Origin of the sequence: Jannaschia formosa (assembly GCF_003340555.1) — a bacterium.
Lineage (GTDB): Bacteria > Pseudomonadota > Alphaproteobacteria > Rhodobacterales > Rhodobacteraceae > Jannaschia > Jannaschia formosa.
Genome location: NZ_QPLJ01000003.1, coordinates 154210 through 179374, shown reverse-complemented (window position 1 = coordinate 179374; position 25165 = coordinate 154210). Strand labels below are relative to the sequence as shown.

Annotated in this window: 24 protein-coding genes; 17 read left to right on the top strand and 7 right to left on the bottom strand. The window is 70.0% G+C overall.

The annotated features are described in order from the left end of the window. Nucleotides 1–2: 2 nt before the first annotated feature. The 8 genes from bchY (at nt 3) to pufC (ending at nt 6863) form a co-directional block, all read left to right on the top strand. Nucleotides 3–1487: a chlorophyllide a reductase subunit Y gene (gene bchY / locus DR046_RS05245; protein ID WP_167766907.1), complete on the top strand. Its 1485-nt coding sequence runs from the start codon at nt 3–5 to the stop codon at nt 1485–1487. A gap of 91 nt (nt 1488–1578) precedes the next feature. Next, nucleotides 1579–3054, top strand: a complete 1476-nt coding sequence (gene bchZ / locus DR046_RS05240; protein WP_115380699.1) for a chlorophyllide a reductase subunit Z — start codon at nt 1579–1581, stop codon at nt 3052–3054. Beyond that, nucleotides 3047–3271 carry a cytochrome PufQ gene (gene pufQ / locus DR046_RS05235; RefSeq protein ID WP_167766905.1) on the top strand — a complete coding sequence of 75 codons (225 nt, stop codon included), beginning with the start codon at nt 3047–3049 and terminating at the stop codon, nt 3269–3271. The genes bchZ and pufQ overlap by 8 nt, the downstream gene beginning before the upstream one ends. A 208-nt stretch (nt 3272–3479) precedes the next feature. Beyond that, nucleotides 3480–3635, top strand: coding sequence for a light-harvesting antenna LH1, beta subunit (gene pufB / locus DR046_RS05230; RefSeq protein ID WP_115380695.1), 156 nt, complete (start codon nt 3480–3482; stop codon nt 3633–3635). A gap of 11 nt (nt 3636–3646) precedes the next feature. After that, nucleotides 3647–3820 carry a light-harvesting antenna LH1, alpha subunit gene (gene pufA, locus DR046_RS05225; protein ID WP_115380693.1) on the top strand — a complete coding sequence of 58 codons (174 nt, stop codon included), beginning with the start codon at nt 3647–3649 and terminating at the stop codon, nt 3818–3820. Nucleotides 3821–3935: 115 nt separating this feature from the next. Next, nucleotides 3936–4775 carry a photosynthetic reaction center subunit L gene (gene pufL, locus DR046_RS05220; protein ID WP_115380691.1) on the top strand — a complete coding sequence of 280 codons (840 nt, stop codon included), beginning with the start codon at nt 3936–3938 and terminating at the stop codon, nt 4773–4775. Between the two features lies 1 nt (nt 4776). Beyond that, the gene (pufM, locus tag DR046_RS05215; protein ID WP_115380689.1) at nt 4777–5754 is read left to right on the top strand and encodes a photosynthetic reaction center subunit M; all 978 of its coding nucleotides are present in this window, start codon (nt 4777–4779) and stop codon (nt 5752–5754) included. Then, nucleotides 5754–6863 (top strand): photosynthetic reaction center cytochrome PufC, encoded by a 1110-nt coding sequence (pufC, locus tag DR046_RS05210; protein ID WP_115380687.1) that lies wholly within the window; start codon nt 5754–5756, stop codon nt 6861–6863. Before pufM ends, pufC begins: the two co-directional genes overlap by 1 nt. 68 nt (nt 6864–6931) lie before the next feature. Here pufC and DR046_RS05205 read toward each other — a convergent pair whose 3' ends face one another. Further along, nucleotides 6932–7519: a TetR/AcrR family transcriptional regulator gene (locus tag DR046_RS05205; protein ID WP_167766903.1), complete on the bottom strand. Its 588-nt coding sequence runs from the start codon at nt 7517–7519 to the stop codon at nt 6932–6934. A gap of 81 nt (nt 7520–7600) precedes the next feature. Between DR046_RS05205 and DR046_RS05200 the strand changes: the two genes are divergently transcribed. Together DR046_RS05200 and DR046_RS05195 are read left to right on the top strand one after the other, a co-directional pair. Then, nucleotides 7601–8356 carry an SDR family NAD(P)-dependent oxidoreductase gene (locus DR046_RS05200; RefSeq protein ID WP_115380683.1) on the top strand — a complete coding sequence of 252 codons (756 nt, stop codon included), beginning with the start codon at nt 7601–7603 and terminating at the stop codon, nt 8354–8356. Continuing rightward, a complete protein-coding gene (locus DR046_RS05195) occupies nt 8353–8922 on the top strand; it encodes a hypothetical protein (protein WP_115380681.1) in 570 nt (189 codons plus the stop codon). Before DR046_RS05200 ends, DR046_RS05195 begins: the two co-directional genes overlap by 4 nt. A gap of 20 nt (nt 8923–8942) precedes the next feature. Here the strand turns inward: DR046_RS05195 and idi are convergent, their stop codons facing one another. Genes idi through DR046_RS05165 form a run of 6 tightly spaced genes read right to left on the bottom strand, consistent with a single transcriptional unit; the run spans nt 8943 to nt 15072 of the window. After that, nucleotides 8943–9473 carry an isopentenyl-diphosphate Delta-isomerase gene (gene idi / locus DR046_RS05190; protein WP_115380679.1) on the bottom strand — a complete coding sequence of 177 codons (531 nt, stop codon included), beginning with the start codon at nt 9471–9473 and terminating at the stop codon, nt 8943–8945. After that, entirely contained in the window at nt 9470–10660 is a 1191-nt protein-coding gene (locus DR046_RS05185; protein WP_370815682.1) for a geranylgeranyl diphosphate reductase, read from the bottom strand. Before DR046_RS05185 ends, idi begins: the two co-directional genes overlap by 4 nt. Nucleotides 10661–10662: 2 nt before the next feature. After that, a complete protein-coding gene (locus DR046_RS05180; protein WP_115380675.1) occupies nt 10663–11895 on the bottom strand; it encodes an MFS transporter in 1233 nt (410 codons plus the stop codon). After that, the gene (gene chlG, locus DR046_RS05175; protein ID WP_115380673.1) at nt 11895–12794 is read right to left on the bottom strand and encodes a chlorophyll synthase ChlG; all 900 of its coding nucleotides are present in this window, start codon (nt 12792–12794) and stop codon (nt 11895–11897) included. The genes DR046_RS05180 and chlG overlap by 1 nt, the downstream gene beginning before the upstream one ends. 58 nt (nt 12795–12852) lie before the next feature. Next, nucleotides 12853–14250: a transcriptional regulator PpsR gene (ppsR, locus tag DR046_RS05170; RefSeq protein ID WP_115380671.1), complete on the bottom strand. Its 1398-nt coding sequence runs from the start codon at nt 14248–14250 to the stop codon at nt 12853–12855. 42 nt (nt 14251–14292) lie between these two features. After that, the gene (locus tag DR046_RS05165; protein WP_115380669.1) at nt 14293–15072 is read right to left on the bottom strand and encodes a hypothetical protein; all 780 of its coding nucleotides are present in this window, start codon (nt 15070–15072) and stop codon (nt 14293–14295) included. 193 nt (nt 15073–15265) lie between these two features. On the opposite strand from DR046_RS05165, the gene bchF reads away from it, so the two are divergent. From bchF to DR046_RS05130, 7 genes are read left to right on the top strand one after another with little or no spacing between them, the layout of a single operon-like run. After that, nucleotides 15266–15748 carry a 2-vinyl bacteriochlorophyllide hydratase gene (bchF, locus tag DR046_RS05160; protein WP_115380667.1) on the top strand — a complete coding sequence of 161 codons (483 nt, stop codon included), beginning with the start codon at nt 15266–15268 and terminating at the stop codon, nt 15746–15748. Then, a complete protein-coding gene (locus DR046_RS05155; protein WP_115380666.1) occupies nt 15745–17070 on the top strand; it encodes a ferredoxin:protochlorophyllide reductase (ATP-dependent) subunit N in 1326 nt (441 codons plus the stop codon). The genes bchF and DR046_RS05155 overlap by 4 nt, the downstream gene beginning before the upstream one ends. Continuing rightward, nucleotides 17067–18626 (top strand): ferredoxin:protochlorophyllide reductase (ATP-dependent) subunit B, encoded by a 1560-nt coding sequence (gene bchB, locus DR046_RS05150; RefSeq protein WP_115380664.1) that lies wholly within the window; start codon nt 17067–17069, stop codon nt 18624–18626. Before DR046_RS05155 ends, bchB begins: the two co-directional genes overlap by 4 nt. Next, nucleotides 18616–22128 (top strand): cobaltochelatase subunit CobN, encoded by a 3513-nt coding sequence (locus DR046_RS05145; protein ID WP_115380662.1) that lies wholly within the window; start codon nt 18616–18618, stop codon nt 22126–22128. The genes bchB and DR046_RS05145 overlap by 11 nt, the downstream gene beginning before the upstream one ends. Nucleotides 22129–22136: 8 nt before the next feature. Then, nucleotides 22137–23027: a ferredoxin:protochlorophyllide reductase (ATP-dependent) iron-sulfur ATP-binding protein gene (bchL, locus tag DR046_RS05140; protein ID WP_115380660.1), complete on the top strand. Its 891-nt coding sequence runs from the start codon at nt 22137–22139 to the stop codon at nt 23025–23027. 17 nt (nt 23028–23044) lie between these two features. Then, on the top strand, nt 23045–23722 hold the full coding sequence (gene bchM, locus DR046_RS05135) for a magnesium protoporphyrin IX methyltransferase (protein ID WP_115380862.1): 678 nt from the start codon (nt 23045–23047) through the stop codon (nt 23720–23722). Continuing rightward, the gene (locus DR046_RS05130) at nt 23719–25149 is read left to right on the top strand and encodes a PucC family protein (protein ID WP_115380658.1); all 1431 of its coding nucleotides are present in this window, start codon (nt 23719–23721) and stop codon (nt 25147–25149) included. Before bchM ends, DR046_RS05130 begins: the two co-directional genes overlap by 4 nt. The last annotated feature ends 16 nt before the right edge of the window (nt 25150–25165 follow it).

The window sequence follows — 25165 nt, the reverse complement described above, 5'->3', positions numbered from 1 at the left end:
ATATGAACGACGCCCCCACGGGCGGGTGCTCCTCGTCCGAGACGATGGAGCAGGCCGCGCGCAAGGCGGGGCAGGGCGACCTGCTGGACCGGTTCAAGGCGGACTATCCCGTCGGGCCGCATGACAAGCCGCAGAGCATGTGCCCGGCTTTCGGGTCCCTGCGCGTCGGCCTGCGCATGAAGCGCGTGGCCACGGTCCTGTCGGGGTCGGCCTGCTGCGTCTACGGGCTCAGCTTCGTGTCGCATTTCTACGGTGCGCGCCGCTCGGTCGGCTACGTGCCCTTCGACAGCGAGACGCTGGTGACGGGCAAGCTGTTCGAGGACATCCGCGAGGCGGTCCACGATCTGGCCGACCCGAAGAAGCTCGACGCCATCGTCGTCACCAATCTCTGCGTGCCGACCGCGAGCGGCGTGCCGCTCCGGCTTCTGCCCGACGAAATCGACGGGGTCCGGATCATCGGCATCGACGTGCCGGGCTTCGGCATTCCCACCCATGCCGAGGCCAAGGACGTACTGGCCGGAGCCATGCTTTCCTACGCCCGCAAGGAAGCGGCGGCCGGCCCCGTGCCCGCTCCCGCCGCGGGCAAGTCAGATCGTCCGACAGTCACGCTGTTGGGCGAAATGTTTCCAGCTGACCCTCTGGGTATAGCTGGAATGCTCGCGCCACTCGGTCTGGCGGCAGGTCCGGTCGTTCCCTGCCGTGAGTGGCGCGAGTTCTATTCTGCGCTGGATTGCGGCGCCGTCGCCGCGATCCACCCGTTCTACACCGCCTCCGTGCGGGAGTTTCAGGCGGCCGGACGCCCGATCCTCCCCAGCGCCCCCGTGGGCGCGGACGGGACGGCGGCGTGGCTCGCCTCGATCGGCGATGCGTTCGGGATTGCCCGCGACGTTGTTGCCGGGGTGCAGAATCAATTCATTCCCGCGATCCGCAGCGCGTTGACCGCCGCGCGGATCGACGGGACGGTGACGGTGTCGGGCTACGAAGGCTCCGAGCTCCTCGTCGCCCGCCTGCTGATCGAGAGCGGCGCCACGGTGCCATATGTGGGCACGGCCTGCCCGAAGACGCCGTGGTCGGCGCCGGATCTCGACTGGCTGGAGGCGAAGGGCGTCACCGTGAAGTTCCGCGCCTCGCTGGAGGACGACCTGGCCGTGGTCGAGGGCCTGCGCCCCGACCTGGCCATCGGCACCACGCCCGTCGTCCAGAAGGCGAAGGAGCTGGGTATCCCCTCGCTCTACTTCACGAACCTCATCTCGGCGCGCCCGCTGATGGGTCCCGCCGGGGCCGGATCGCTGCAGCAGGTGGTGAATGCTGCGATGGGCAATCGCGACCGGATGAGCCGGATGAAGGGCTTCTTCGACGGCGTGGGCCATGGCGACACCGCCGGCATCTGGGAAGGCGATCCGAACCTGCGTCCCGACTTCCGCGCGGCGCATCAGAAGAAACTCGACAAGAAGGCGCGGGCCGAACAGGCCGCGCAGATGATCTGATGGGCGCGCGCGTGACATATGGCCGAAGCGGGGGGCCAGCCCCCCGCACCCCCCGGCATATTTGGGGAGCATCGAAGGGGAGGGCCTTCGCATGCTGATCCAGGATCACGACAGGGCGGGCGGTTACTGGGGCGCGGTCTATGCCTTCTGCGCCGTCAAGGGCCTGCAGGTCGTCATCGACGGGCCCGTGGGCTGCGAGAACCTGCCGGTGACGAGCGTGCTGCACTACACCGACGCGCTTCCGCCGCACGAGCTGCCGATCGTCACGACGGGGCTCGGCGAGGAGGAGCTGGGCCGCGAGGGCACCGAGGGCGCGATGAAGCGGGCCTGGGGCACGCTGGACCCGGCGCTGCCTGCGGTGGTCGTCACCGGCTCGATCGCCGAGATGATCGGCGGCGGCGTGACCCCGCAGGGCACCAACATCCAGCGCTTCCTTCCGCGCACCATCGACGAGGACCAGTGGCAGGCCGCCGACCGCGCCATGACCTGGATCTTCACCGAGTTCGGCATGACCAAGGGCCGGATGCCCAAAGAGGCCGCGCGCGAGGAGGGAGCCAGGCCCCGCGTCAACATCCTCGGGCCGATGTACGGCACGTTCAACATGGCCTCGGACCTGCACGAGATCCGCCGCCTGGTCGAGGGGATCGGCGCGGAGGTCAACATGGTCATGCCGCTGGGCAGCCATCTTGCCGAGATGCGCAATCTCGTGAACGCGGACGTCAACATCTGCATGTACCGGGAGTTCGGGCGCGGGCTCTGCGAGGTTCTGGGCAAGCCCTACCTGCAGGCCCCGATCGGGATGGAGTCGACGACCCTCTTCCTGCGGGAGCTTGGCCGGCTGACCGGGCTCGACCCCGAACCCTTCATCGAGACCGAGAAGCATTCGACGCTGAAGCCGGTCTGGGACCTCTGGCGCTCGGTCACTCAGGACTTCTTCGCGACCGCCAGTTTCGGGATCGTCGCGAACGAGACCTACACGCGCGGCATCCGAAAGTATCTCGAGGACGATCTGGGCCTGCCCTGCGCCTTCGCAACCGCGCGGGTGGCCGGGAAGAAGTCCGACAACGACCGTGTGCGCGCCGACATCCACGGCAAGCGGCCGCTGATCCTGATGGGGTCGATCAACGAGAAGATGTATCTCGCCGAGATGGCGGGCGGGCACGGGCCGAAGCCGGCCTTCATCCCCGCCTCCTTCCCCGGCGCCGCGATCCGTCGCGCCACGGGCACGCCCTTCATGGGCTATGCCGGCGCGACCTACCTGCTGCAGGAGATCTGCAACAGCCTCTTCGACGCGCTGTTCCACATCCTGCCGCTGGGCACCGAGATGGACGCGGCCGAGGCCACGCCCACCCCGCTGCGCCGCGACTTCCCCTGGGAGCCGGAGGCGCAGGCCCTGCTCGACCGCATCGTCGCGGGCTTCCCGGTGCTGACCCGGATTTCCGCCGCCAAGAGCCTCCGCGACGACGCGGAGCGGGCGGCCCTCAATGCAGGCGCCGCGCGGGTCGACCGCGCCACCGTCGCCCGCCTCGCCCCTTCCCATGAGACCAAGGAGGACTCCCATGTCTGACATGACCTCGAACACCCCGATGCACCACCGCAGCCGCAGGGCTCCGGGCTGGGAGTATCAGGCCTATTTCGTCCCCGTCTTCGCGCTGTCGCTGCCGCTGGCGGCGCTGCGTGCGGGCGTGGCGATCCTGACCTCGGATCCGGCCCCGCGGCCCGGCATCCTGACCGATGCCGTCCGCCGCGCGCGGGACGTGACCACGACCATCTGCTCGATCTGAGCGGAATCGGTGCCCCCGCCCCGGGGCGCCACGAGATACCCCGGCACGTCAGACACGCCGGGGTCGTCATAGGCTTCCACTCCCGCGGCCGGGCGGATGGGAGCGACCGTTTCCATCCTCCGCCAGGAGGATGGACGGCCGGTGTCGCAATGAGGCGGCACCGGGGCCCGGCCGCAGGGTGTGCGGCGTCAGTCCTAAGGAGTTTCCCATGGCTGACAGAACCGACCTGTCCTTCACAGGTCTGACCGACGAGCAGGCCCAGGAACTGCACGCGGTGTATTTGAGCGGGCTCTGGCTGTTTTCGGCAGTCGCCGTCGTGGCCCACCTGCTCACCTACATCGTGTTCCCCTGGTTCAGCTGGTGAGGGGATAGATCATGAGCAAGTTCTACAAGATCTGGCTGGTCTTCGACCCCCGCAGGGTCTTCGTGGCGCAGGGGGTGTTCCTCTTCCTGCTCGCGGCGATGATCCATCTCGTTCTGCTTTCCTACGATGGCTACAACTGGTTCGAGCTGAGCCAGGCTGCGCGCCTCGCGGCAGCGATCGACTGATGCGATCCGGATCGCGGGCGGCCAGCCGCCCGCGATCCAATTCCCCTTCATTCGACGGCTCGCGTGGCACGACCCCGCGCCCTGACGACCCGTCCCCAAAGCGCGGAGGCTGCCAATGGCATTGCTCAGCTTCGAGAGAAAATACCGCGTCCGTGGCGGGACGCTGATCGGGGGCGACCTGTTCGACTTCTGGGTGGGGCCGTTCTACGTCGGCTTCTTCGGAGTGTCCGGCGCCTTCTTCACCCTGCTCGGGGTGATCCTCGTCTTCATCGGCGCGTCCTGGCAGGGCGAGGCCAATCCTTGGCTCATCGACATCCGGCCGCCCGACCTGGCCTACGGCCTCGGCATGGCGCCACTGCGCGAGGGCGGGCTCTGGCAGATCATCACCTTCTGCGCGGTCGGCTCCTTCGTGAGCTGGGCGCTGCGCGAGGTCGAGATCTGCCGCAAGCTCGGCATGGGCTACCATGTGCCCTTCGCCTTCTCGGTCGCGATCTTCGCCTTCGTGACGCTGAACGTCTTCCGCCCCTTCCTGATGGGCGCCTGGGGGCACGCCTTCCCCTACGGCATCTTCTCCCATCTCGACTGGGTGTCGAACACCGGCTACGCCTACCTGCACTTCCACTACAACCCGGCGCACATGCTGGCGGTGACCTTCTTCTTCACCACCACGCTGGCGCTCGCGCTGCACGGGGCGCTGATCCTGTCCGCCGCCAACCCCGAGAAGGGCGAGGAGGCCAAGACTCCGGATCACGAGGACACCTTCTTCCGCGACTTCATCGGCTACTCGATCGGGACGCTGGGCATCCACCGCCTGGGCTTCCTGCTCGCGATCAACGCCGGCTTCTGGTCGGCGGTCTGCATCATCATCAGCGGTCCGCTTTGGACCAGGGGCTGGCCCGAATGGTGGAACTGGTGGCTGACGCTGCCGATCTGGCCGGTGACGGGAGGACTATGACATGAGCTGGTGGCCTGAATATCAGAACATCTTCACCCAGGTGCAGGTCCAAGGTGCCCCCGAGATGGGCATGGACAACGCCAACGAGATGCACCGGGAACGCACCAAAGGCACCTCGTTCTCGACCCTGCTCGGCCTGATCGGCAACGCGCAGGTGGGGCCGATCTACCTGGGCTTCTTCGGGGTCGTCTCGCTCATCACCGGGACGCTGTGGTTCAACATCATCGGCTTCAACTTCCTCGCGCAGGTCGACTGGTCGATCCCGGAGTTCATCCGGCAGCTGTTCTGGCTGTCGCTCGACCCGCCCTCGCCGGAATACGGCCTGACGATGCCGCCGCTGCAGGACGGCGGATGGTACATCATCTCCAGCTTCTTCCTGCTGATCTCGGTGATGTCCTGGTGGGCGCGGTCCTACTTCCTCGCGCAGCAGCACGGCATGGGCAAGCACGTCGCATGGGCCTTCGCCTCCGCGATCTGGCTGTTCCTGGTGCTGGGCCTCTTCCGTCCGATCCTGATGGGATCCTGGTCCGAGGCCGTGCCCTACGGCATCTTCCCGCATCTCGACTGGACCACGGCCTTCTCGATCCGCTACGGGAACCTCTACTACAACCCGTTCCACGCGCTCTCGATCGTGTTCCTCTACGGCTCGGTCCTGCTGTTCGCGATGCACGGCGCCACAATCCTGGCCGTCACCCGCTACGGCGGCGACCGGGAACTCGAGCAGATCTATGACCGCGGAACCGCGACCGAGCGCGCCTCGCTGTTCTGGCGCTGGACCATGGGCTTCAACGCCTCGATGGAAGGCATCCACCGCTGGGCCTGGTGGTTCGCCGTCCTGACCACGATCACCGGCGGCATCGGCATCCTGCTCACGGGCACGGTCGTCGACAACTGGTTCATCTGGGCGCAGGAGCACAACTTCGCCCCCACCTATCTCGAGCCTTATGGCTACGAGTACTACGTTCCGGAGGTGAACTGATGTTTCCGAAGTGGTTCAATGACTGGAACTCCGAGAACCCGACCAACGTCTTCGGGCCGGCGATCCTGGTCGGCGCCCTGGGCGGAGCGGTCGTCCTGTCGGCCCTCGTCGTCAGCTGGGGGAACCCGTTCAACGACGAGTTCACCCAGACCGGCCCGCGCGGCATCGGGATGCAGGTGGCTTCGCTGGCCACCCGCACGCCGGACCCGACGCTGATCGAGTACTATACCGAGGCGCCCTATCCCCGCGACGTGGGGGAGCCCCTCGCCGCGGAGATCTACGAGAACGTCCAGGTCCTGGGCGGCGTCTCGGAGGGCAACTTCCTGCGCCTGATGAACGCGATCACCCTCTGGGTGGCGCCGGATCAGGGCTGCGCCTACTGCCATGCGGGCGCGGACGAGGGGAACTACGCCGACGACGACCTCTATACCAAGGTCGTCTCCCGGCGGATGATCCAGATGACGCAGTACATCAACGAGGAGTGGAACGCGCACGTCAACTACAACGCCGAGGTCGGGGTGAACTGCTATACCTGCCACCGCGGCGAGAACGTGCCGTCGGATATCTGGTTCCGCATCGACCCGGTGACCAACGCCACCGAGGGCTGGGCCAGTGTCCAGAACTACGTCACGCCGCAGTCGCAATACACGTCGCTGCCCTCGGACGCGCTCTACCGCTATCTCTACGAGGACAACGTCATCGCGGTCCACGACCTCGAAAGCCGCGTGGCCGGGCAGCCTGGCGTCGGGGCCTACGCCTCGATCCAGGACACGGAGCGAACCTACTCGCTGATGAACTACTTCTCCAACTCGCTGGGGGTGAACTGCGTGTTCTGCCACAACAGCCGGGCGTTCTACGATCCGGGGCAGGTCACGCCGCAATGGTCCAACGCGTCGCTGGCGATCCTGATGGTGCAGGAGCTCAACACCGACTTCCTCGAACCGCTGGGTCCGGTCTACCCGCCCCACCGCCTCGGCCCGCTCTACGCGGACGCCCCCAAGGCCGCCTGCGCGACCTGCCACAAGGGCTACAACCAGCCGATGCAGGGGCTGAACGCGATCGCGGACTGGCCGGAACTGGCAAGCACGGTGCCGCCCGTCTACGAGTGACGGGAACGCCTCGCACGACAAGCGGAGGGGCAGCCGGCAGACCGCCGGCTGCCCCTTTCACGTGACCCTCAGGGCGTTCTGCCGAGGTAGCCCGACACCGCGCGCGCCATCCGGTCCACCACGGCGGCCTCGTCCGTCTCGCCGGCAAGTCCCGCCGTCATCGCAAGTGCACGGGTCATCGCCACGATGTCCCGCGCGGCGATTTCTGGTTCGGAGATGTCGTGACGCACAAGGAAACCGACCACCGCTTCGCCGAGGCGCCTGCGCATCCCGGCGATCTCGGCGTCGTCCCCGATCAGCGTCTCGACATAGAGCAGTGCGGAGGCCAGCGCGGGCCGCGCGAGATAGCTGCGCGCAAGCCCGGTCAGCATCGCCCGCGTCGCCGCGTCGAAGCCCGGGGCCTCTGTGGCCGTCTCGATATCGTCGAGCAGGGCGGTCAGCTTGTCGCGCAGCAGGTCGGCCAGAATGGCGTCCCGGCCGGGGAAGTACTGGTAGAGCGATCCGATGCTGACGCCCGCCCGCTCCGCGACGGCATTCGTCGTGACCGCGCCGAGTCCGCGTTCGGCCAGAATGCGAGCCGTGGCCTCGCGGATCGCGGCGATCGTCGCACGAGACCGTGCCTGTACCGCGTGTTTGCGGGGTCTGATCTTCGCCATGGCCGGTCCCGGAAACGCGAGTGGAGAATGTGAGCGTAGGCTCATATTCTTCTTCCTGCAACGGCAGGAGGCGGGGACGGCATGGATCTCGAGGGCCTTGATATCCTCGTCACTGGCGGCGGTCGCGGGATCGGGCGAGAGATTGCGCGCGGCCTCGACGCAAGGGGTGCGCGCCCGATCCTCGTGGGGCGGGACGGTGCCGCCCTGGAAGAGACGGCGGCCCTCCTGCGCGGGCGGTGCGGGATTCGCGCTGCCGACCTCGCGGACCGGGACGCCGTCGATGACCTCATCGAGTGGTGTCGCCGGGACCGGCCGGATATCGCGGGGCTGGTGAACAACGCAGCCGTGCAACACGAGATGCGGCTCGTTCAGGGCGACGCGGAGGCGCATGCGGCCCGCGCCCGGGAAGAGATAGCCCTCGACCTGGAGGCGCCGATGGTCCTGTCTATGGGGCTTCTGCCGCTGCTCCGGTCACGGGACCGGGCGTTGCTGTGCAACGTCACGTCGGGGGTGGCTTTCGCTCCGAAGGAAGCTGCGCCCGGGTACTGCGCGGCCAAGGCGGGGCTGCACGCGTTCACGCAGGCGCTGCGCTATCAATGCGCCCGCGACGCGCCGCGGATCCTCGTCAACGAGGCGATCCTGCCGATGGTCGATACCGCGATGACCGCCGGTCGCGGCCGGGGCAAGATCCCGGCACGCGACGCGGCAGAGGCGATCCTGCGCGGCATCGAGGCCGGTCGGGCGGAAAGCTGGATCGGCAAGGCGCGCGTGCTGCGTGTGCTCCGCCGGGTCGCCCCGGGCCTGCCCGAGCGACTGCTCCGCGGAGGCCGCGCATGAGCGGCCCCGGCAGGCGGGCGAGGGCGCGCTTGGCCTCGGCGCTGCGCTGGATCGACCGGCAGGCGGCCCGGGCCGGCTACTATCCGCGGATGGGCGCGTTTCCCTTCCTCGACTACGCGCTGCCCGTCCTGCCGAACCAGATCCTGCTGCTCGTGCTTGCCTGCCTGCATCGGGAGCGTTGGCTGGCCATCGCGCTCACCTTCGCCATCGCCTCGGCGCTGGGGGCGGTCGCCGTCACCCTCGTCGTGCAGATCGCCGACAGCAGAAGCGTCGCGCGGTTCCTGACCGGCGAGATCGAGGCGGCCGGGCCGGTCATTGCGTGGATCGAGGCGGAGGGGGTCTGGGTGCTCGCCGCGCTCGCGCTCCTGCCGACGCCACCCCGCAGCGCGGTGCTCGTCTGCGCGCTGGCTGGCCTGCCTCCGGTCGAGATCGGCGGTGCGATTGCAGCGGGGCGGGCCTGCTCCGCCTCTGCGATGGCGTGGCTGGCGGCGAGGGGATCGCGGCGGCTGCCTCCGCTCGCCCGTTGGCTCGACCGGATCGAGGACCTTCGGATGCAGTCGTCCTGAGGGCCGGTCGGCGTTGGTTGTCAGGCCCGGTTCAGGACCCCGAAGATCGCGTCCATGTGCTCGGCCATGTAGATGCGCAGCCAGGGGGTGAAGCGATCCGGGTGGCGGCGGGTCTCGGCGCAGAGGTCGTAGAGGTCCACCCAGCGGGTCGAGTCGACCTCTTCGGGGTTGAGCCTGACCGGCAGATCGGCGGGTGCGTCGGCGGTGTAGACCGACACGACCTCGTGCTCGATCAGCCCGCCGCCGACATCGGCCCGGTATTCCAGCGTACCGCGCGGCCGCATCCGCAGGCCAGTGATGCCCAGCTCCTCGTCGAGGCGGCGGGTGGCGCAGGTCTCCGGCGCCTCGCCCCAATGGGGATGGGTGCAGCAGGTATTCGCCCAGAGACCCGGGGTGTGGTATTTCGACAGCGCCCGGCGCTGGATCAGCACGCGCGGCCCCTCCATCACGAAGACCGAGATGGCGGGGTGCCGCAGGCCGCGCTCATGGACCTCCAGCTTGTCGACGGGCGTCAGCGTCCCGTCGATCCAGGCGGGGATCTGCTGGCTCATGCCCGCCCCGTGGCGGACACGATGCCGGCGAGGTGGGCGAGGTTCTTCAGACCGATCTTGATATGAGCCATCGGGCGCGCCTTCACGAGTTCCTTGTTCATATAGGCCTCGAAAGTCAGCCTTTGCACGTCGACATCGTGACACAGGGTGACGAAGCGCTCCCGCCGCTCGTCGGAGCGGTAATAGGCGTCCTGCATCGCGCCGAGGATGCGGAAGACGGCCTTGTGGTCCTTCATGAAGAGCTTGCGTGCCAAGGCCAGATGCGCAGCCTTGCCCGTGGCCAGCACCTTCTCGCAGGCGACGGCGGCGACCCGGCCGCCGACCATGGCGTAGAAGATCCCCTCGCCCGAGGACGGCGCGACGACCCCGGCGGCGTCGCCCGCCAGCACCAGATCGCGGCCATTGTCCCAGCGATCGAGCGGGCGCAGCGGGATCGGCGCGCCCTCGCGCCGGATGGTGACGCAGTCGGAGAGGCCCGAGGCGGCGCGGAGGGCCTTCGTCGCGGCCTTCAGGTCGACGCCGTCGCGCCCGGTCCCCATGCCGACGCTGGCCTGCTTGCCGTGCGGAAAGACCCAACCATAGAAATCGGGGCTGATGGCGCCGTCATAGACCACGTCGCAGCGGCCCGGATCGTAGGAGCCGACGGCGGCGGGCGCCTCGATGATCTCGTGATAGGCGATTACGTAGGGGATCTCGCGCGCGCCGGGCATCTCGGTCCGGGCCACGGCGGAGCGGGCGCCGTCGGCGCCGATGACCAGGCGGCAGTCGAGATGCGCTTCTTCTCCGCTGGCCTTGTCGCGGTAGATCACGGTGGCGACGTTGCCGGCCCGCTCCACCCGCAGGAAGGTGCCGGTCAGGCGCGTGGCCCCGGCCTCGGCGGCGCGGCGGCGCAGGAACTCGTCGAAATGCTCGCGGTCCACCATGCCGACATAGCCGCCCTCGATCGGGATATCGACGCGCCGCCCGGTGGGGGAGATCATGCGGGCCGTGTTGATCTTCGCGACGAGCTGGTCATCCGGGATCTCGAAGTCGCGGATCAGGCGCGGGGGCACGGCGCCGCCGCAGGGTTTGATCCGCCCGTCCCGGTCGATCAGCGCGACCGAGCGGCCGAGCCTGGCGAGGTCCATGGCGGAGGTCGCGCCCGAGGGGCCGCCCCCGATGACGACGACGTCGAAGGTCTGGTTCATGGTCATTCTCCGGGGATTGCGGCGGGGACGGGCGCGGGGCCCAGGATGCGGGCCGCCATCAGGGCGGCGGCGAGGAACAGCGCGGCTTCGAGCGCGAAGAGCGTGCCATAGGCCGGGCCGTCTGGCAGGACGGCGCGCAGCAGGTCGAGCGTGGCGGTCGCGGCGACCACGGCCAGCCCCGCGGCCACGGCCTGCGCGGCGCCGAAGACGCCCATCGTCGTGCCCTCGGCCGAGGCGCGCGAGGAGGCGAGACGCATCATCGACCCGATCGCGCCGACGACGAAGAGACCGTTGCCGAGGCCCAGCGTGACCGTCGCCGGCACCAGCGGCGCACCCGCGCCCAGGGCCATCAGCCCGACGGCGGAGACGAGGCAGCCGACGATCGCCCAGGCCCGCAGGGACCCGATGCGGAGATGCGCGAGCCCGCCGCTGGCCAGCATGCCCAGCAGGGCCGCGCCGTCCTTGGCGCCGGACAGCTTGGTCGAGCCCTCGGGCGGCAACCCGTGGACATGGCCGGCGAAGGGCTCGAAGATCAGCTCCGACAGGTGGAATGCGAGGATCGACAGGAAGACGAACCCGGTGAAGCGCCGCGCGGCCGGGTCGGCCCAGACCGCCCGAAGGGCGGCGGCGAGCGGCGGAGTCTCGGGCGGTGCGTCGCCGCGACGCTCCATCCGCCAGGTGGCCAGCACGGTCAGAAGGAAGGCAATGAGGGCCGCGACGGCGACCACGCCGACGAGGCGGGCGGGGGAATAGGGCTCCAGCGCTATGCCGACGCCGACCGAGGCGAGGATCGCGCCCGCGATCAGCAACAGCCAGGCCAGGGTCGCCGCGGCACCGCGCTTGTCGTCCGGCGCGGCGATGGCCAGCAACGCGAGGAAGGACGTCCCCGCCGCGCCGATGCCGAGGCCGATGGCCGTGTAGGCGACGACCCAGACCGCCAGCGCGGCCCCGGTGGGCAGGCTCACTGCCCAGGCCGCCGCCACGACGCCGGCGCCCAGCACTGCCATGCCTGCCAGGATCACCGGCACCCGCGCGCCCGTCCGGTCGGAGCGGTGGCCCCAGGCCGGTCGCGTGATCTGCACAGCGTAGTGCAGCGCGACCAGAAGGCCCGGCAGGATCGCCGGCAGGGCAAGCTCCACCGTCATCAGCCGGTTGAAGAGGTTCAGCGGCAGCGCCGCCATCCCGCCGATGGCCATGTTGACGAGGCAGAGCCGCGCGATGCCGCCCCAGCCCATCAGAGCCCCCTCAGCGCGATCGCGGCGACCATCATGCCGGCCACCGACAGAAGGACGCCGGTGCCGTTGTACCAGGGCGCAAGGCGTTTCGGGTCGCGCAGCAGACGCCGCATCGCGGCCCCCTGCGCTGCGATCAGGGCCGCGACGATCAACGCGTGGACGGGGCGGTCCCAGGACCAGAGCAGCGCCACGACGGCGATCTGCGGGAGGGTCATCACCCAGCAGGCGACGCGTGCGGCGCGTTCGGGGCCCAGGGTGACGGGCAGAGAGTCGACGCCGTGCTGGCGGTCGCCCTCCAGCGCCTTGAAATCGTTCAGCGTCATGATCCCGTGCGCCCCGATCCCGTAGAGCAGCGCGACCACGACGATCCGGGCGTCGGGCGCCCCGGCGGCGAGGACGGCGGCGCCGGTGATCCAGGGCAGCGTCTCGTAGCTGAGCCCGACCAGCCCGGGCCCCCACCAGCCGGAACGCTTGGCGCGCACCGGCTCCGCCGAATAGGCCCAGGCGGCCGCGACGGCCAGAACGGTCGCGCCGAGGCCCCAGGGGCCGAGCGGCACGGCCAGCCCCAGGGCCAGCACGCTCATGGCGAGCGCGACCCAGAGGCCCCAGCGCCCGGGAACGCGTCCGGAGGGAATGGGGCGGTCCGGCTCGTTCACCGCGTCGACATGGCGGTCGCACCAGTCGTTGGCGGCCTGGCTCATCCCGCAGACGACAGGTCCGGCGAGCAGGACGCCCAGCAGGACCAGTCCGGGGCTGGAGCCGGGCGAAACGCCCGAGGAGACCACGCCGCAGAGATAGGCCCACATCGGCGGGAACCAGGTGATCGGCTTGATCAGGCGCAGCAACGCGGCCGGTTCGGGCCAGCGGCGGGCGGGGGGGATGTGCGAGGCGAAACTCATGGGCGTATGCTACGACATACACCCCATCTGTCACAACAAGTTTACACTTTGCCGGCTGTCACGATTCGTCGCGCTGCAGCAGGCCATACTTGCGCAGCTTGACATAAAGGCTCTGTCGGCTGAGCCCGAGCATCTCGGCGGCGGCAACGCGGTTGTTGCTCGTCAGCTCGACCGCGGCCTCGATGCATTGCTTCTCGATCACGTCGGTCATCGAGGCGACGATGTCGCGCAGCGGCGCCGACCCGACCAGGGCACGGACCCGGCCCGCGTCGCTGCCGCCGGTCAGGTCGTCCTCGGGCGTGGCGTCCGAGTCGAGCTGGGCGAATCGGTCGGCTTCCCGCAGGACATAACCTTGCCCGGCCCCGACCGGGCCGGCACAGGTGATCTCGACCGCCAGATGCGAACCGAAGCGGGTGATGAGCCGGGTCGAGAGCGGCCCGGTCTGGCCACCGTCCTGCAGAACCTTCAGGTCGACCCTGCCGCGCGACAGCAGGTCGCCGAAGGAGCGGCCGCGCAGCTCGGTCAGGGAGTCGACTTCCATCATGGTCAGGAAGCTGTCGTTGGCGCGCAGGATCCGGTCCTCCGCGTCGGTCAGGACGATCGCCTCGCGCGCGCCGTCGAACAGCGCGGCCAGCGCCGGATCGCCTGCCCCCGGGCGGTCCGCCTGCGTCTCCAGCCGGCAGAGCAGCGTCCGGTCGCCCGCGTTGCGGAACAGGACCGGCCGCAGCGTGACCTCCGGCCCGCCGTCACGCAGCGGTGCGGTGACGCTGCCCCCGTCGTCCGCAGCGGCGCGGCAGAGCGAATCGATGAACTCGGACCGGCGCTTGCCCGCGAATTCCTGGGTGAAGGCGGCGCCGGTCAGGGCCCCGCGGTCCGTGCCGAGCAGGCTGGCTGCGGCGTCGCTCGCGTCCAGGATTCGGCCCGAGGCGACGTCGACCAGCACCACGGCCTCACGCATCGCGTCCAGCAGGACACGGTAGCGGGTCTCGTAGATGCGCTGCTGCTCGTAGTCCTTCTCCAGCGCGATCTGCGCGCGGACCAGCCGCTGCTGCAGCTCGGCCAACGGGCGCATGTCGCGGCCCAGCATCAGCACGCGGCCGTCGCGGCCGGTCAGGTGCATCGTGTAGCGGACGGGGAATTCCCAGGCCGCGCCGTCGATATGGTTGACCTCGATGGTCTCGGGGCGCCGCTCCTCCTGCCGAAGGGTCGCGGCGATCTGGCGGCTGACCTTGTCGACGCTGTCGGGGGCGAGGAAGTCGCGGATCGGCCGCCCCTCCCAGTGATCGACGCTGCCGATGGCGGAATTGAGGGGGTTGGTCGTGATCGAGATGACCCTGCCGCTCTCTCCCACGACGATGGCGAGATCGGCGGCGGTCGCCACGATCTCGCCGAAATGCTCGGGCGCGATGCGCGGGCCGGCACGCTCGTTCCAGAAGTCGCTCTCGCGCGTGTTCATCAAGTGTATCCCAATCGATACGGAGCGAAGGTCGCGTCCCCCCTATGCATCTACATTGCTCTGGCGGACAGCAACATCATCTAGTGCGAGTTCGCAAAAGCTCAACGCCGCATCGAGGTCGTTGGTTGCCAGATCGGCCCCGCTCCGGCGGCAGACCGCCGCGTCGCTTTCCATCGCCGGGCCGCCGACCACGATCGGCAGGGCGCGCGGGACGTGGCTGCGGAGCGCGCCGATCAGCGGGCGCAGCTTTCCGGCGGAGCGGTAGCTGCCGACGCTGATCAGGACGCCGGCGGGTCCGCAGCGCGCGATCAGCGGCAGCATCTGCGGCACCGAGATGGCCTGGATCAACCGAATCGGCACGCCCTTCCGCCGAAGCCGCGCGGCGGCGAGGCTGGCCGGCAGGGTATGCTGCTCCCACGGGGGGACGACCATCACCAGCGCGTCGGTCCGGGCGGGCAGGGTGAACTGCCCCAGGACGCGCACCGCGTCCTGCAGGCGCGCCGCCGCGATGGTGACGTCGACGAAGGACAGCCGGTCGGTGTTCCAACCCTCCTCCAGCAGGCGGGCGACGCGCGGGAAGACCGTGCCGAGCAGGAGCACGGCGAGGCGCGGGTCCGCCGCCGCCTCGGCCAGCAGCGCGCGGCGTGGCGTCTCGTCGGGATGCAGGACCACCCGCTCGGCGACGGGCACGAACCCGTCGACCGCGGAGGCGTCGGCGAGGTCGTCGCGGACGAGCCCGGTGAAGCGGGCGGCCTGCTGCTGCAGCACCCCCGCCGACACCGCCTCCGGCAGGGAGGGGAGAACGAGCCGCGCCTTCGTCATTGGATGTTCCCTCGCATGGCGCGCGCGCCTCCCGCGGTGAGCCTCGATGATCCGGGGCCTGTCAGACAGAGATGACAGTCTACCTGCCGTCCCGCGTCAAGTTGGTTCGACAGTAGCCAAGAAGAGGTGTAAGTTCAAGTTGACAATCGGACCGTCATTACGATGATACTGTCGATAGGGAGAGTCGATCCGCATGACACCGACGAGCATCAGGCCCGAGCCGTTCCGGCTCTACTCGCCAGAGGAGCGGGCGCGCCGCGACGCGACGCGCTGGACGCTCGTCCAGGGCGTGCTGGCGCCGGTGCAGTTCGCCGTCTTCCTCGTCTCGCTGGCCCTCGTCGCGCGGTTCCTGCTCACCGGCGAGGGCTACGTCGCGACGACCGCCTCGGTCGTCATCAAGACGCTGGTGCTGCTCACGATCATGGTCACCGGCTCGATCTGGGAGAAGGTCGTCTTCGGCCACTGGCTCTTCGCCCCCGCCTTCTTCTGGGAGGACGTGGTCAGCTTCGGCGTGATCGCGCTCCACCTCGCCTATGTCGCGATGATCCTGTCGGCCGCGTTCTCTCCGGCGGCCGAGATGGCCTGCGCGCTGGCGGCCTATGCCGCCTACCTCGTCAATGCGGTGCAATTCGTCTGGAAGCTGCGCATGGCGCGGCTGGAAGGGGCGCCCGCATGAACGACGGAACCCCCATCGGCTGCCGGTCCGCCCCCGTCCTGCGCGAGCGCGGCCAGCACGAGGTCTTCTGCGGGCTGACCGCCATCGTCTGGCTGCACCGCAAGATGCAGGACGCCTTCTTCCTCGTCGTGGGCTCGCGCACCTGCGCGCACCTGCTGCAATCGGCGGCCGGCGTCATGATCTTCGCCGAGCCCCGCTTCGGCACCGCCATCCTGGAGGAAGGCGATCTCGCCGGCCTGAAGGACGCCAACGAGGAGCTCGACCGCGAGGTCGCGCGCCTGCTGGAACGCCGCCCTGACATCCGCCAGCTCTTCCTCGTCGGCTCCTGCCCCTCCGAGGTGATCAAGCTCGACCTCGCGCGCGCCGCGCAGCGCCTGACGCGGGTCCACGCGCCGCATGTGCGGGTGCTGAACTATTCGGGATCCGGGATCGAGACCACCTTCACCCAGGGCGAGGATGCCTGCCTCGCCGCGATGGTGCCGGGACTGCCCGCCACCGAGACATCCAATCTCCTCCTGGTCGGTGCCTTGCCGGACGTGGTCGAGGATCAGGCCCGCGTCCTCCTCGCGGGTCTGGGCATCGACCACGTCCAGGTCCTCCCGGGCCGGCGCGCCGACCAGGACCCCGCCGTGGGCCCGCACACGCGCTATGCGTTGCTCCAGCCGTTCCTCGGCGACACGGCGGCGGCGCTCGACGGGCGCGGCGCGACCCGGATCGAGGCGCCGTTTCCGTTCGGGGAGGAGGGCACGACCGCTTGGCTGCGTGCCGTGGCCGACGCCTTCGGCATCGACGAGGCGACCTTCGCGCGCGCCACCGACGCCCCGCGCGCCCGCGCACGCAGGGCCGTGGCCGCCGCCGCCGGGACACTGTCGGGCAAGCGCGTCACCTTCCTGCCGGACAGCCAGCTGGAGATCCCGCTGGCCCGCTTCCTCGCCCGCGAATGCGGGATGGAGCCGGTCGAGATCGGCACGCCCTACCTCCATGCCGGGCTGATGGCGCCCGAGCTCGACCTGCTGCCGACGCCCGTACGTCTGTCCGAGGGCCAGGACGTCGAGCGTCAGCTCGACCGGCTCCGCGCCGACCGGCCCGACCTGACGGTCTGCGGACTGGGCCTCGCCAACCCGCTCGAATCCGAGGGGCTGACGACCAAGTGGGCGATCGAGCTCGTCTTCACGCCGGTCCATTTCTACGAACAGGCGGGCGATCTCGCTGCACTCTTCGCCCGGCCGCTGCGCCGGAAGGCGATCCTCGCCGGCTCTTTTTCGCTTCCTGTGGCCGGAAATACTCCGGGGTCCGGGGCAGAGCCCCGGCGCGCGCCATGAAGCTGACCGTCTGGACATATGAGGGCCCGCCCCATGTCGGCGCGATGCGCGTCGCCACGGGCATGGAGGGGCTGCACTACGTGCTCCACGCGCCGCAGGGCGATACCTATGCCGACCTGCTCTTCACCATGATCGAGCGGCGCGGCAAGCGCCCGCCCGTCACCTACACCACCTTCCAGGCCCGGGACCTGGGGGCGGATACGGCGACCCTGTTCCGCGACGCCTGTCTTGCCGCCTACGACCGCTTCCGGCCCGAGGCGCTGATCGTGGGGGCCTCCTGCACCGCCGAGCTGATCCAGGACGACCCGGGCGGCCTTGCCGAGCGGCTGGGGCTGCCGGTTCCGGTCATCGCGCTGGAACTGCCGAGCTATTCACGCAAGGAGCTGTTCGGCACCGACGAGACCTTCTATCAGCTCGCCCGGACCCTGGCGCAGCCCTGCGGCCGCACGCCCGAGGTGAGCTGCAACATCCTCGGCCCGACCGGACTCGGCTTCCGCCACCGCGACGACGTGGTCGAGGTGACGAAGCTGCTCGACGCGATGGGCATCGCCGTCAACGTCGTGGCGCCGATGGGATCGCGGCCCTCGGATCTGGCCCGGCTGGGTGCCGCGCATTTCAACGTGGTCCTCTACCCCGAGCATGCCGAGACCGCCGCCCGCTGGCTGGAGCGGGAGCACGGGCAGCCCTTCACGAAGACGATCCCCATCGGCACCCGCGCCACCCGCGCCTTCGTCGAGGAAGTCGCCGGGCTGGCCGGCATCGCCCCGCGGCTCGACACCGGCGACCTGCGCCAACCCTGGTGGAGCGCGTCGGTCGACAGCACCTACCTGACCGGCAAGCGCGTCTTCGTCTTCGGCGACGCGACCCACGCCATGGCCGCCGCGAGGGTGGCCCGCGACGAGATGGGCTTCGAGGTCTGCGGGCTGGGCTGCTACAACCGCGAATTCGCGCGGCCCCTTCGGGCGCTGGCGAAGGAGATGGGCGTCGAGGCGACCGTCACCGACGACTACCTGGAGGTCGAGCGGGCCATCGCCGCCGCCGCGCCGGAGATGATCCTCGGCACGCAGATGGAGCGGCATATCGGCAAGCGCCTCGGCATCCCCTGCGCCGTGATCTCCGCCCCCGTGCATGTCCAGGACTTCCCCGCGCGCCATTCGCCGCAGATGGGGGTCGAGGGCGCGAACGTGCTGTTCGACACCTGGGTGCACCCCCTCGTCATGGGGCTGGAGGAGCATCTGCTGACGATGTTCCGCGAGGATTTCGAGTTCTCGGATGCCGCCGGCCCGTCCCATCATGGCGGCCACGCGCCCGTGGCCGCGGGGGAGGGGGGCTCTGCCCCCCATCCGCCGGAGGCGGACTCCCCCCGGAGTATTTCCGGCCACAGGAAGGATGCGGAGCCTGTCTGGGCCGCCGCCGCCGAACGCGAGTTGCGAAAGATCCCCTTCTTCGTGCGCGGGAAGGCGCGGCGCAATACCGAGAGTTTCGCCGCCGAGCGCGGCGTGGCCGAGATCACCGTCGACACCCTCTATGAGGCGAAGGCCCATTATGCGCGGTGACGGTCCCCTTCCGTACCGCATCGTCATCGTGACGATGGACGCCCATGCGGCCGGCCCCGTGGAGCGGGTCGCCCTGCGCATGGCTGCGGAGTTTCCGGGCCTGACGGTCGAGGTCCACGCCGCCGCCTCGTGGTCCGAGACGCCCGGCGCGCTGGAGGCGGCGCGCGCCGCCGTCGACACGGCGGACATCCTCGTCTGCGGCCTGATCTTCATCGACGAGCATGTCCGCGCCATCCTTCCCAACGTGCTGGCACGTCGCGGCGCCTGCGACGCGGTGGTCGGCATGGTCTCGGACCCCGCCATCGTGAAGGCCACGCGGATGGGCGATCTGGACATGGCCCAGCCCTCCTCGGCGGCGGTCGAGCTGCTCAAGCGGCTGCGCGGGACGAAGGCGCCGTCGGGATCGTCCGGCGAGAAGCAGATGAAGATGCTGCGGCGGCTGCCGAAGCTTCTGCGCTACATCCCCGGCAAGGCGCAGGACCTGCGGGCCTGGTTTCTCTGCATGCAGTACTGGCTGGGCGGATCCGACGACAATTTCGAGGGGCTGCTTCGGCACCTGATCGGCCGCTACGGCCGGTGGGAGACCCGGGCAGCGGCGCCGGTCGTCTATCCGGATGTCGGCCTCTATCATCCCGACCTGCCGGCGCGGATCGCGACCGGGGTCGCGGAACTGCCCGGCAAGGACGGACGGCCGACGGTGGGCCTGCTGCTCATGCGCTCCTATGTGCTGGCGGGGGATACGGCGCATTACGACGCGGTCATCCGCGCCTTCGAGGCGCGCGGCGTTCGGGTGCTGCCCGCCTTCGCCGGCGGGCTGGACATGCGGCCGGCAGTCGCCGCCTATTTCGACGGCGGGCGCATCGACGCGCTGGTCTCCCTGTCGGGCTTCAGCCTGGTGGGCGGCCCCGCCTACAACGACTCGCCCGCCGCGGTGGAGGTGCTGAAGGCGCTCGACGTGCCCTATCTCGCCGCCCATCCGCTGGAGTTCCAGACGCTGGGCCAATGGGCGGGGGCGCGGCAGGGGCTGGGGCCGGTCGAGACGACCATGCTGATCGCGCTGCCCGAGATCGACGGCGCGACCTGCCCGACGGTCTTCGCCGGGCGCCACGGCGAGGGCGGCTGCGCCGGCTGCGCCCGGATGTGCCGGGGCACGGGCACGCGGGAGCTTGCTCCCTGTCCGGAGCGGGTCGAGGCACTGGTCACCAAGGCCGCGCGCCTGGCCGCGCTGCGCCGGTCGCGGGCGGCCGATCGCCGAGTCGCCATCGTCCTGTTCAACTTCCCTCCTAACGCCGGCCGCTCCGGCTCCGCGGCGTATCTCGCCGTCTGGGAGAGCCTGCTCAACACGCTTCGCCGGCTGGCCGCCGAGGGGCATGAGGTGGACCTGCCCGACAGCGTCGAGGCGCTGCGCCGCGCCATTCTCGAAGGCAATGCCGCCGCGTACGGGCAGGACGCGAACGTCGTGGATCACATCCCTGCCGACCGGCTGGTCGCCGAGGACCCGTGGCTCTCCGAGACGGAAGCCGCCTGGGGTCCCGCCCCGGGACGTGCGCAGTCGGACGGCCGCGGCGTCTTCGTGCTGGGCGCCCGCTTCGGCAAGGTCTTCGTCGGCCTTCAGCCCGCCTTCGGCTACGAGGGCGACCCCATGCGGCTCCTGTTCGAGAAGGGCTTCGCGCCGACCCATGCCTTCGGGGCCTTCTACCGCTGGCTGCGGCGGGATTTCTCGGCCGATGTGGTGCTGCATTTCGGCATGCACGGCGCGCTGGAGTTCATGCCGGGGCGGCAGGCCGGGATGGGACCCGGCGACTGGCCCGACCGGCTGATCGGCGACATGCCGAACGTCTATCTCTATGCCTCCAACAACCCGTCCGAGGCGACGCTGGCCAAGCGGCGCAGCAACGCGGTGACGGTGACGCATGTGACGCCGCCGCTGCTTGCTTCGGGGCTCTACAAGGGGTTGCAGGCGCTGAAGGATTCGGTCGACCGCTGGCGCGGGGGCGACCGCTCCGGGGTGCTCGCGGCGCTGATCGCGGACCAGGCGGCGGCGGTGGACATGGACGGGGCGGACCCGGACGCGCTGTGGCTGACGCTGCTGGAGACCGAGGCCGCGCTGATCCCCGAGGGGCTGCACGTGGTCGGCGGCGCGCTGAGCGACGCGCAGATCGCGGCCTATCTGGGCCACCTGAGCGACGACGCCCGCGCGGACGCCGCGGCGGCGCTGCGAGGCTCGGCGGAGCTCGACGGGCTGATGCGGGCGCTCTCGGGCCGTTTCGTCGCGCCGGTGCCTGGGGGCGACCTGATCCGCTCCCCGCAAGTCCTGCCCGCGGGCCGCAACATCCACGCCTTCGACCCGTTCCGGATGCCAACGGCCTATGCGCTGGCCGACGGCGTGCGGCAGGCGGAACTGCTGATCGAGACCCATGCCTCCGTGCCGCGCTCGGTCGCGCTGGTCCTCTGGGGCTCGGACAACATCAAGTCCGACGGCGTGCCGATCGCGCAGGCGCTGGCGCTGCTCGGCGCGCGGCCCCGCTTCGACCATTACGGGCGGCTGGCCGGGGCGGAGCTGATCCCGCTTCCGGAACTGGGCCGCCCGCGGATCGACGTGGTGATGACCCTCTCGGGTATCTTCCGCGACCTGCTGCCCTTGCAGACGCGCCTGCTGGCCGAGGCGGCGTGGCTCGCCGCGACGGCCGATGAACCGGAGGCGCAGAACTTCGTTCGCGCCCATGCCCTCGCCTATGCCGCGAAGGTCGGTTGCGACCTGGAGACGGCGGCGCTGCGGGTCTTCTCGAATGCCGAGGGCGCCTATGGCTCCAACGTCAACCATCTGGTCGACAGCGGCGCCTGGGAGGACGAGGGCGACCTCGCCGACGCCTTCGAGGCGCGGAAGTCCTTTGCCTACGGGCGCAACGGCAAGGCCGCACGGCAGGCCGAGGTGATGCAGGCGGCGCTGGGCGACGTAGACCTCGCCTACCAGAACCTCGAATCGGTCGAGCTGGGGGTGACCACCGTCGACCACTATTTCGACACGCTGGGTGGCATCAGCCGCGCGGTAAAGCGCGCGAAGGGCTGTGAGGCGCCGGTCTATATCGGCGACCAGACCACCGGCGCGGCCAAGGTGCGCACGCTGGCCGACCAGGTTGCGTTGGAGACGCGGTCGCGCAGCCTGAACCCCCGCTGGTTCGAGGGGCTGCTCAAGCACGGCGCCGAGGGCGTGTCGATGATAGAGGCGCAGGTGACGAACACGCTGGGCTGGTCGGCGACGACCGGCGCGGTGGAGCCCTGGGTCTATGCCCGGCTTTCCGAGACATTCGTCCTGGACGAGGCGATGCGCCGCCGCCTCGCCGAACTGAACCCGAAGGCCAGCGCGCGCATGGCCAACCGGCTGCTGGAGGCGGGCGACCGCCGGTTCTGGCAGCCAGACGCGGACACATTGGCCGCCCTGCAGGATGCCGCTGACGAGCTGGAAGACCGGCTTGAAGGCATCGGCGTGGCGGCGGAATAGGAGACGACATGCCCAAGGATATCCCCGACCTGACCGGACTGGACGGCGAAGGCTCGGTGCAGGTGCACCAGGACGCTTCGGCGAAGATCGAGGGCGCCAAGGTCTTCTCGGTCTACGGCAAGGGCGGCATCGGCAAGTCCACCACCTCGTCGAACCTTTCGGCGGCCTTCTCAAAGCTCGGCAAGCGGGTGCTGCAGATCGGCTGCGACCCGAAGCACGACTCGACTTTCACCCTGACCGGGCGGCTGCAATCGACGGTGATCGACACGCTGAAGGACGTCGACTTCCACGCCGAGGAGCTGCGGCCCGAGGATTTCGTCGTCGAAGGCTATGGCGGCGTGAAATGTGTCGAGGCGGGCGGCCCGCCCGCGGGCACCGGCTGCGGCGGCTATGTCGTGGGCCAGACCGTGAAGCTTCTGAAGCAGCATCACATGCTGGAGGACACTGACGTCGTGATCTTCGACGTGCTGGGCGACGTGGTCTGCGGCGGCTTCGCGGCGCCACTTCAGCATGCCGACCGGGCGCTGATCGTGACGGCGAACGACTTCGACAGCATCTACGCCATGAACCGGATCATCGCCGCGGTGCAGGCCAAGGCCAAGAACTACAAGGTGCGTCTCGCGGGCTGCATCGCCAACCGCTCGCGCGAGACGAACGAGGTGGACCGCTACTGCGACGTGGTCGGCTTCAACCGCATCGCGCACATGCCGGATGTGGATGCGATCCGGCGGTCGCGGCTCAAGAAGAAGACCCTGTTCGAGATGGACGACGAGGAGGACATCGTCCGCTGCCGCGCGGAATATGTGCGCCTCGCCCAGCTGCTCTGGGACGGGACCGAGGGGCTGGCCCCCGCGCCTCTGCCAGACCGCGAGATCTTCGAGTTGCTGGGATTCGATTGATGGCCTCCGATACCACCATGGCCCCGGCCGTACTGCCCGGTTCCTACGACGCGACGCGGGCGCGGGTGCAGACTTATTTCGACAAGCGCGCCGCCCGGGCATGGGTCGACCTGACGGGCGAGGCGAAGGTCTCTCGCATCCGCGCCACGGTGCGGGCCGGGCGCGACCGGATGCGCGCGACGATCCTGTCGCGCCTGCCCGAGGACCTGACGGGTGCGCGCGTTCTGGATGCGGGCTGCGGCACCGGCGCCAAGGCCGAGGCGCTGGCCAGGCGCGGCGCCGAGGTCGTGGCCGTCGACGTGGCGCCGGCGATGCTGGCCGTCGCGCGCGAGCGGCTGGACCCGGCGCTGCGCGGCCGGGTGCGGTTCATGATGGGCGACATGTTCGACGGCGAGCTGGGCCGCTTCGACGCCGTCGTGGCGCAGGATTCGATGATCTACTACGCGCCGCGCGCGCTGACGGCGCATCTGGCTGCGCTGCGCCCACGCAGCCCGTTGGTCGTGACCAGCCTGGCGCCGCGCACGGCGCTGCTTCAGGCGATGTTCTGGGCGGGCAAGGCGTTCCCCCGGGCCGACCGTTCCCCGGCGATGGTGCCGCAGGACGTCGACGGGTTGGCGGCCGAACTGGGCGGCACCGTGCTGGAGCGGGTGACCTCGGGCTTCTACATCTCGACCGCGCTGGAGCTGCGTGCATGAGCGGCTTCCGGAACATCGCGCTTCGGGCTCTGCCCTTCAGCGATGCCGGATCGGCGGCGCTGCCGCTCAGGCAGCTTCTGCGGCTGTCGCTGTTCCAGGTCTCGGTCGGCATGGCGGCGGTGATGCTGCTCGGCACGCTGAACCGGGTGATGATCGTCGAACTGGGGCTCGGCGCCTTCCTCGTCGCCGCGATGATCGCGCTGCCGGTGCTGGTCGCGCCGTTCCGCGCGCTGCTCGGCTTCAAGTCCGACACCTACCGCTCCGCCATCGGGTGGAAGCGTATCCCCTATCTCTGGTTCGGCACGCTCTGGCAGTTCGGCGGCCTCGCCATCATGCCCTTCGCGCTGCTGATCCTCGGCGGCTACGACCAGATCGCCATCCCGCCCTTCGCGGGCGAGGTCGCCGCGGGGCTCGCCTTCGTGATGACCGGCCTCGGGATGCACATGACGCAGACCGCGGGGCTCGCGCTCGCCGCCGACCGCGCCGACGACGAGACGCGGCCGCGTGTCGTGGCCTTCCTCTATGTGGCGCTGCTGGCGGGGATGCTGGTCTCGTCCGTCGTGATCGGCTGGCTGCTGCGCGATTTCGACGGCGTGATGCTGATCCGCGTCGTGCAGGGCACGGCCGTCGTCACGCTGGCGCTGAACGTCGTCGCGCTCTGGAAGCAGGAGAGCCTGCGCCCGACCACGCGGGAGGAGCGCAGCGCCCCGCCCCCCGCCTTCAAGGATGCCTGGGCCGACCTGACGCGCGGCGGCACCGCCGGGCGATTGCTGGCCGCCGTGTTCCTCGGGACCGTGGCCTTCAACATGCAGGACGTGCTGCTGGAGCCCTATGGCGGCGAGATCCTAGGCCTGTCGGTGTCGAAGACGACGCTGCTGACCGCGTCCTGGGCGGCCGGCGCCATCCTGGCCTTCGCGCTGGCGGCGCGGTGGCTGTCGGCCGGGCTCAACCCGACGCGGATGGCGGCGCGCGGCGTGCTGGCCGGGATCGCCGCCTTCTCGGCGGTGATCTTCGCGGCCCCGCTCGGCTCGGCGCCGCTGTTCTTCGCAGGGAGCCTCGGCATCGGCTTCGGCGGCGGGCTCTTCGCGGTGGCGACGCTGACCACGGCCATGACCCTGCCGGTGACCGACCTCGCCGGCCGGGGCCTCGCGCTGGGCGCTTGGGGCGCGGCGCAGGCGACCGCGCAGGGGCTGAGCACGGCGATGGGCGGCGGCATTCGCGACGGCGTCAACGCGCTGGCGACATCGGGCGCCCTGGGTGAGGCGCTGGCCTCGGCCACGACCGGCTACTCGGTCGTCTACCACCTGGAGATCGGCCTTCTCTTCCTCACGCTCGCGGCGCTCGGCCCGCTGGTGAGCCGCACCGAACAGACAGACAGACCCGACCAGAAGGAGGCCAGGATCGGACTGGCCGACTTCCCCACATGAACCGGAGGACACCCTG

Bases quoted from the DNA above. Each gene is read 5' to 3' on its own strand.
- bchY (WP_167766907.1), top strand. From the start codon at position 3: ATGAACGACGCCCCCACGGGCGGGTGCTCCTCGTCCGAGACGATGGAG.
- bchZ (WP_115380699.1), top strand. From the start codon at position 1,579: ATGCTGATCCAGGATCACGACAGGGCGGGCGGTTACTGGGGCGCGGTC.
- pufQ (WP_167766905.1), top strand. From the start codon at position 3,047: ATGTCTGACATGACCTCGAACACCCCGATGCACCACCGCAGCCGCAGG.
- pufB (WP_115380695.1), top strand. From the start codon at position 3,480: ATGGCTGACAGAACCGACCTGTCCTTCACAGGTCTGACCGACGAGCAG.
- pufA (WP_115380693.1), top strand. From the start codon at position 3,647: ATGAGCAAGTTCTACAAGATCTGGCTGGTCTTCGACCCCCGCAGGGTC.
- pufL (WP_115380691.1), top strand. From the start codon at position 3,936: ATGGCATTGCTCAGCTTCGAGAGAAAATACCGCGTCCGTGGCGGGACG.
- pufM (WP_115380689.1), top strand. From the start codon at position 4,777: ATGAGCTGGTGGCCTGAATATCAGAACATCTTCACCCAGGTGCAGGTC.
- pufC (WP_115380687.1), top strand. From the start codon at position 5,754: ATGTTTCCGAAGTGGTTCAATGACTGGAACTCCGAGAACCCGACCAAC.
- DR046_RS05205 (WP_167766903.1), bottom strand. From the start codon at position 7,519: ATGGCGAAGATCAGACCCCGCAAACACGCGGTACAGGCACGGTCTCGT.
- DR046_RS05200 (WP_115380683.1), top strand. From the start codon at position 7,601: ATGGATCTCGAGGGCCTTGATATCCTCGTCACTGGCGGCGGTCGCGGG.
- DR046_RS05195 (WP_115380681.1), top strand. From the start codon at position 8,353: ATGAGCGGCCCCGGCAGGCGGGCGAGGGCGCGCTTGGCCTCGGCGCTG.
- idi (WP_115380679.1), bottom strand. From the start codon at position 9,473: ATGAGCCAGCAGATCCCCGCCTGGATCGACGGGACGCTGACGCCCGTC.
- DR046_RS05185 (WP_370815682.1), bottom strand. From the start codon at position 10,660: ATGAACCAGACCTTCGACGTCGTCGTCATCGGGGGCGGCCCCTCGGGC.
- DR046_RS05180 (WP_115380675.1), bottom strand. From the start codon at position 11,895: ATGGGCTGGGGCGGCATCGCGCGGCTCTGCCTCGTCAACATGGCCATC.
- chlG (WP_115380673.1), bottom strand. From the start codon at position 12,794: ATGAGTTTCGCCTCGCACATCCCCCCCGCCCGCCGCTGGCCCGAACCG.
- ppsR (WP_115380671.1), bottom strand. From the start codon at position 14,250: ATGAACACGCGCGAGAGCGACTTCTGGAACGAGCGTGCCGGCCCGCGC.
- DR046_RS05165 (WP_115380669.1), bottom strand. From the start codon at position 15,072: ATGACGAAGGCGCGGCTCGTTCTCCCCTCCCTGCCGGAGGCGGTGTCG.
- bchF (WP_115380667.1), top strand. From the start codon at position 15,266: ATGACACCGACGAGCATCAGGCCCGAGCCGTTCCGGCTCTACTCGCCA.
- DR046_RS05155 (WP_115380666.1), top strand. From the start codon at position 15,745: ATGAACGACGGAACCCCCATCGGCTGCCGGTCCGCCCCCGTCCTGCGC.
- bchB (WP_115380664.1), top strand. From the start codon at position 17,067: ATGAAGCTGACCGTCTGGACATATGAGGGCCCGCCCCATGTCGGCGCG.
- DR046_RS05145 (WP_115380662.1), top strand. From the start codon at position 18,616: ATGCGCGGTGACGGTCCCCTTCCGTACCGCATCGTCATCGTGACGATG.
- bchL (WP_115380660.1), top strand. From the start codon at position 22,137: ATGCCCAAGGATATCCCCGACCTGACCGGACTGGACGGCGAAGGCTCG.
- bchM (WP_115380862.1), top strand. From the start codon at position 23,045: ATGGCCCCGGCCGTACTGCCCGGTTCCTACGACGCGACGCGGGCGCGG.
- DR046_RS05130 (WP_115380658.1), top strand. From the start codon at position 23,719: ATGAGCGGCTTCCGGAACATCGCGCTTCGGGCTCTGCCCTTCAGCGAT.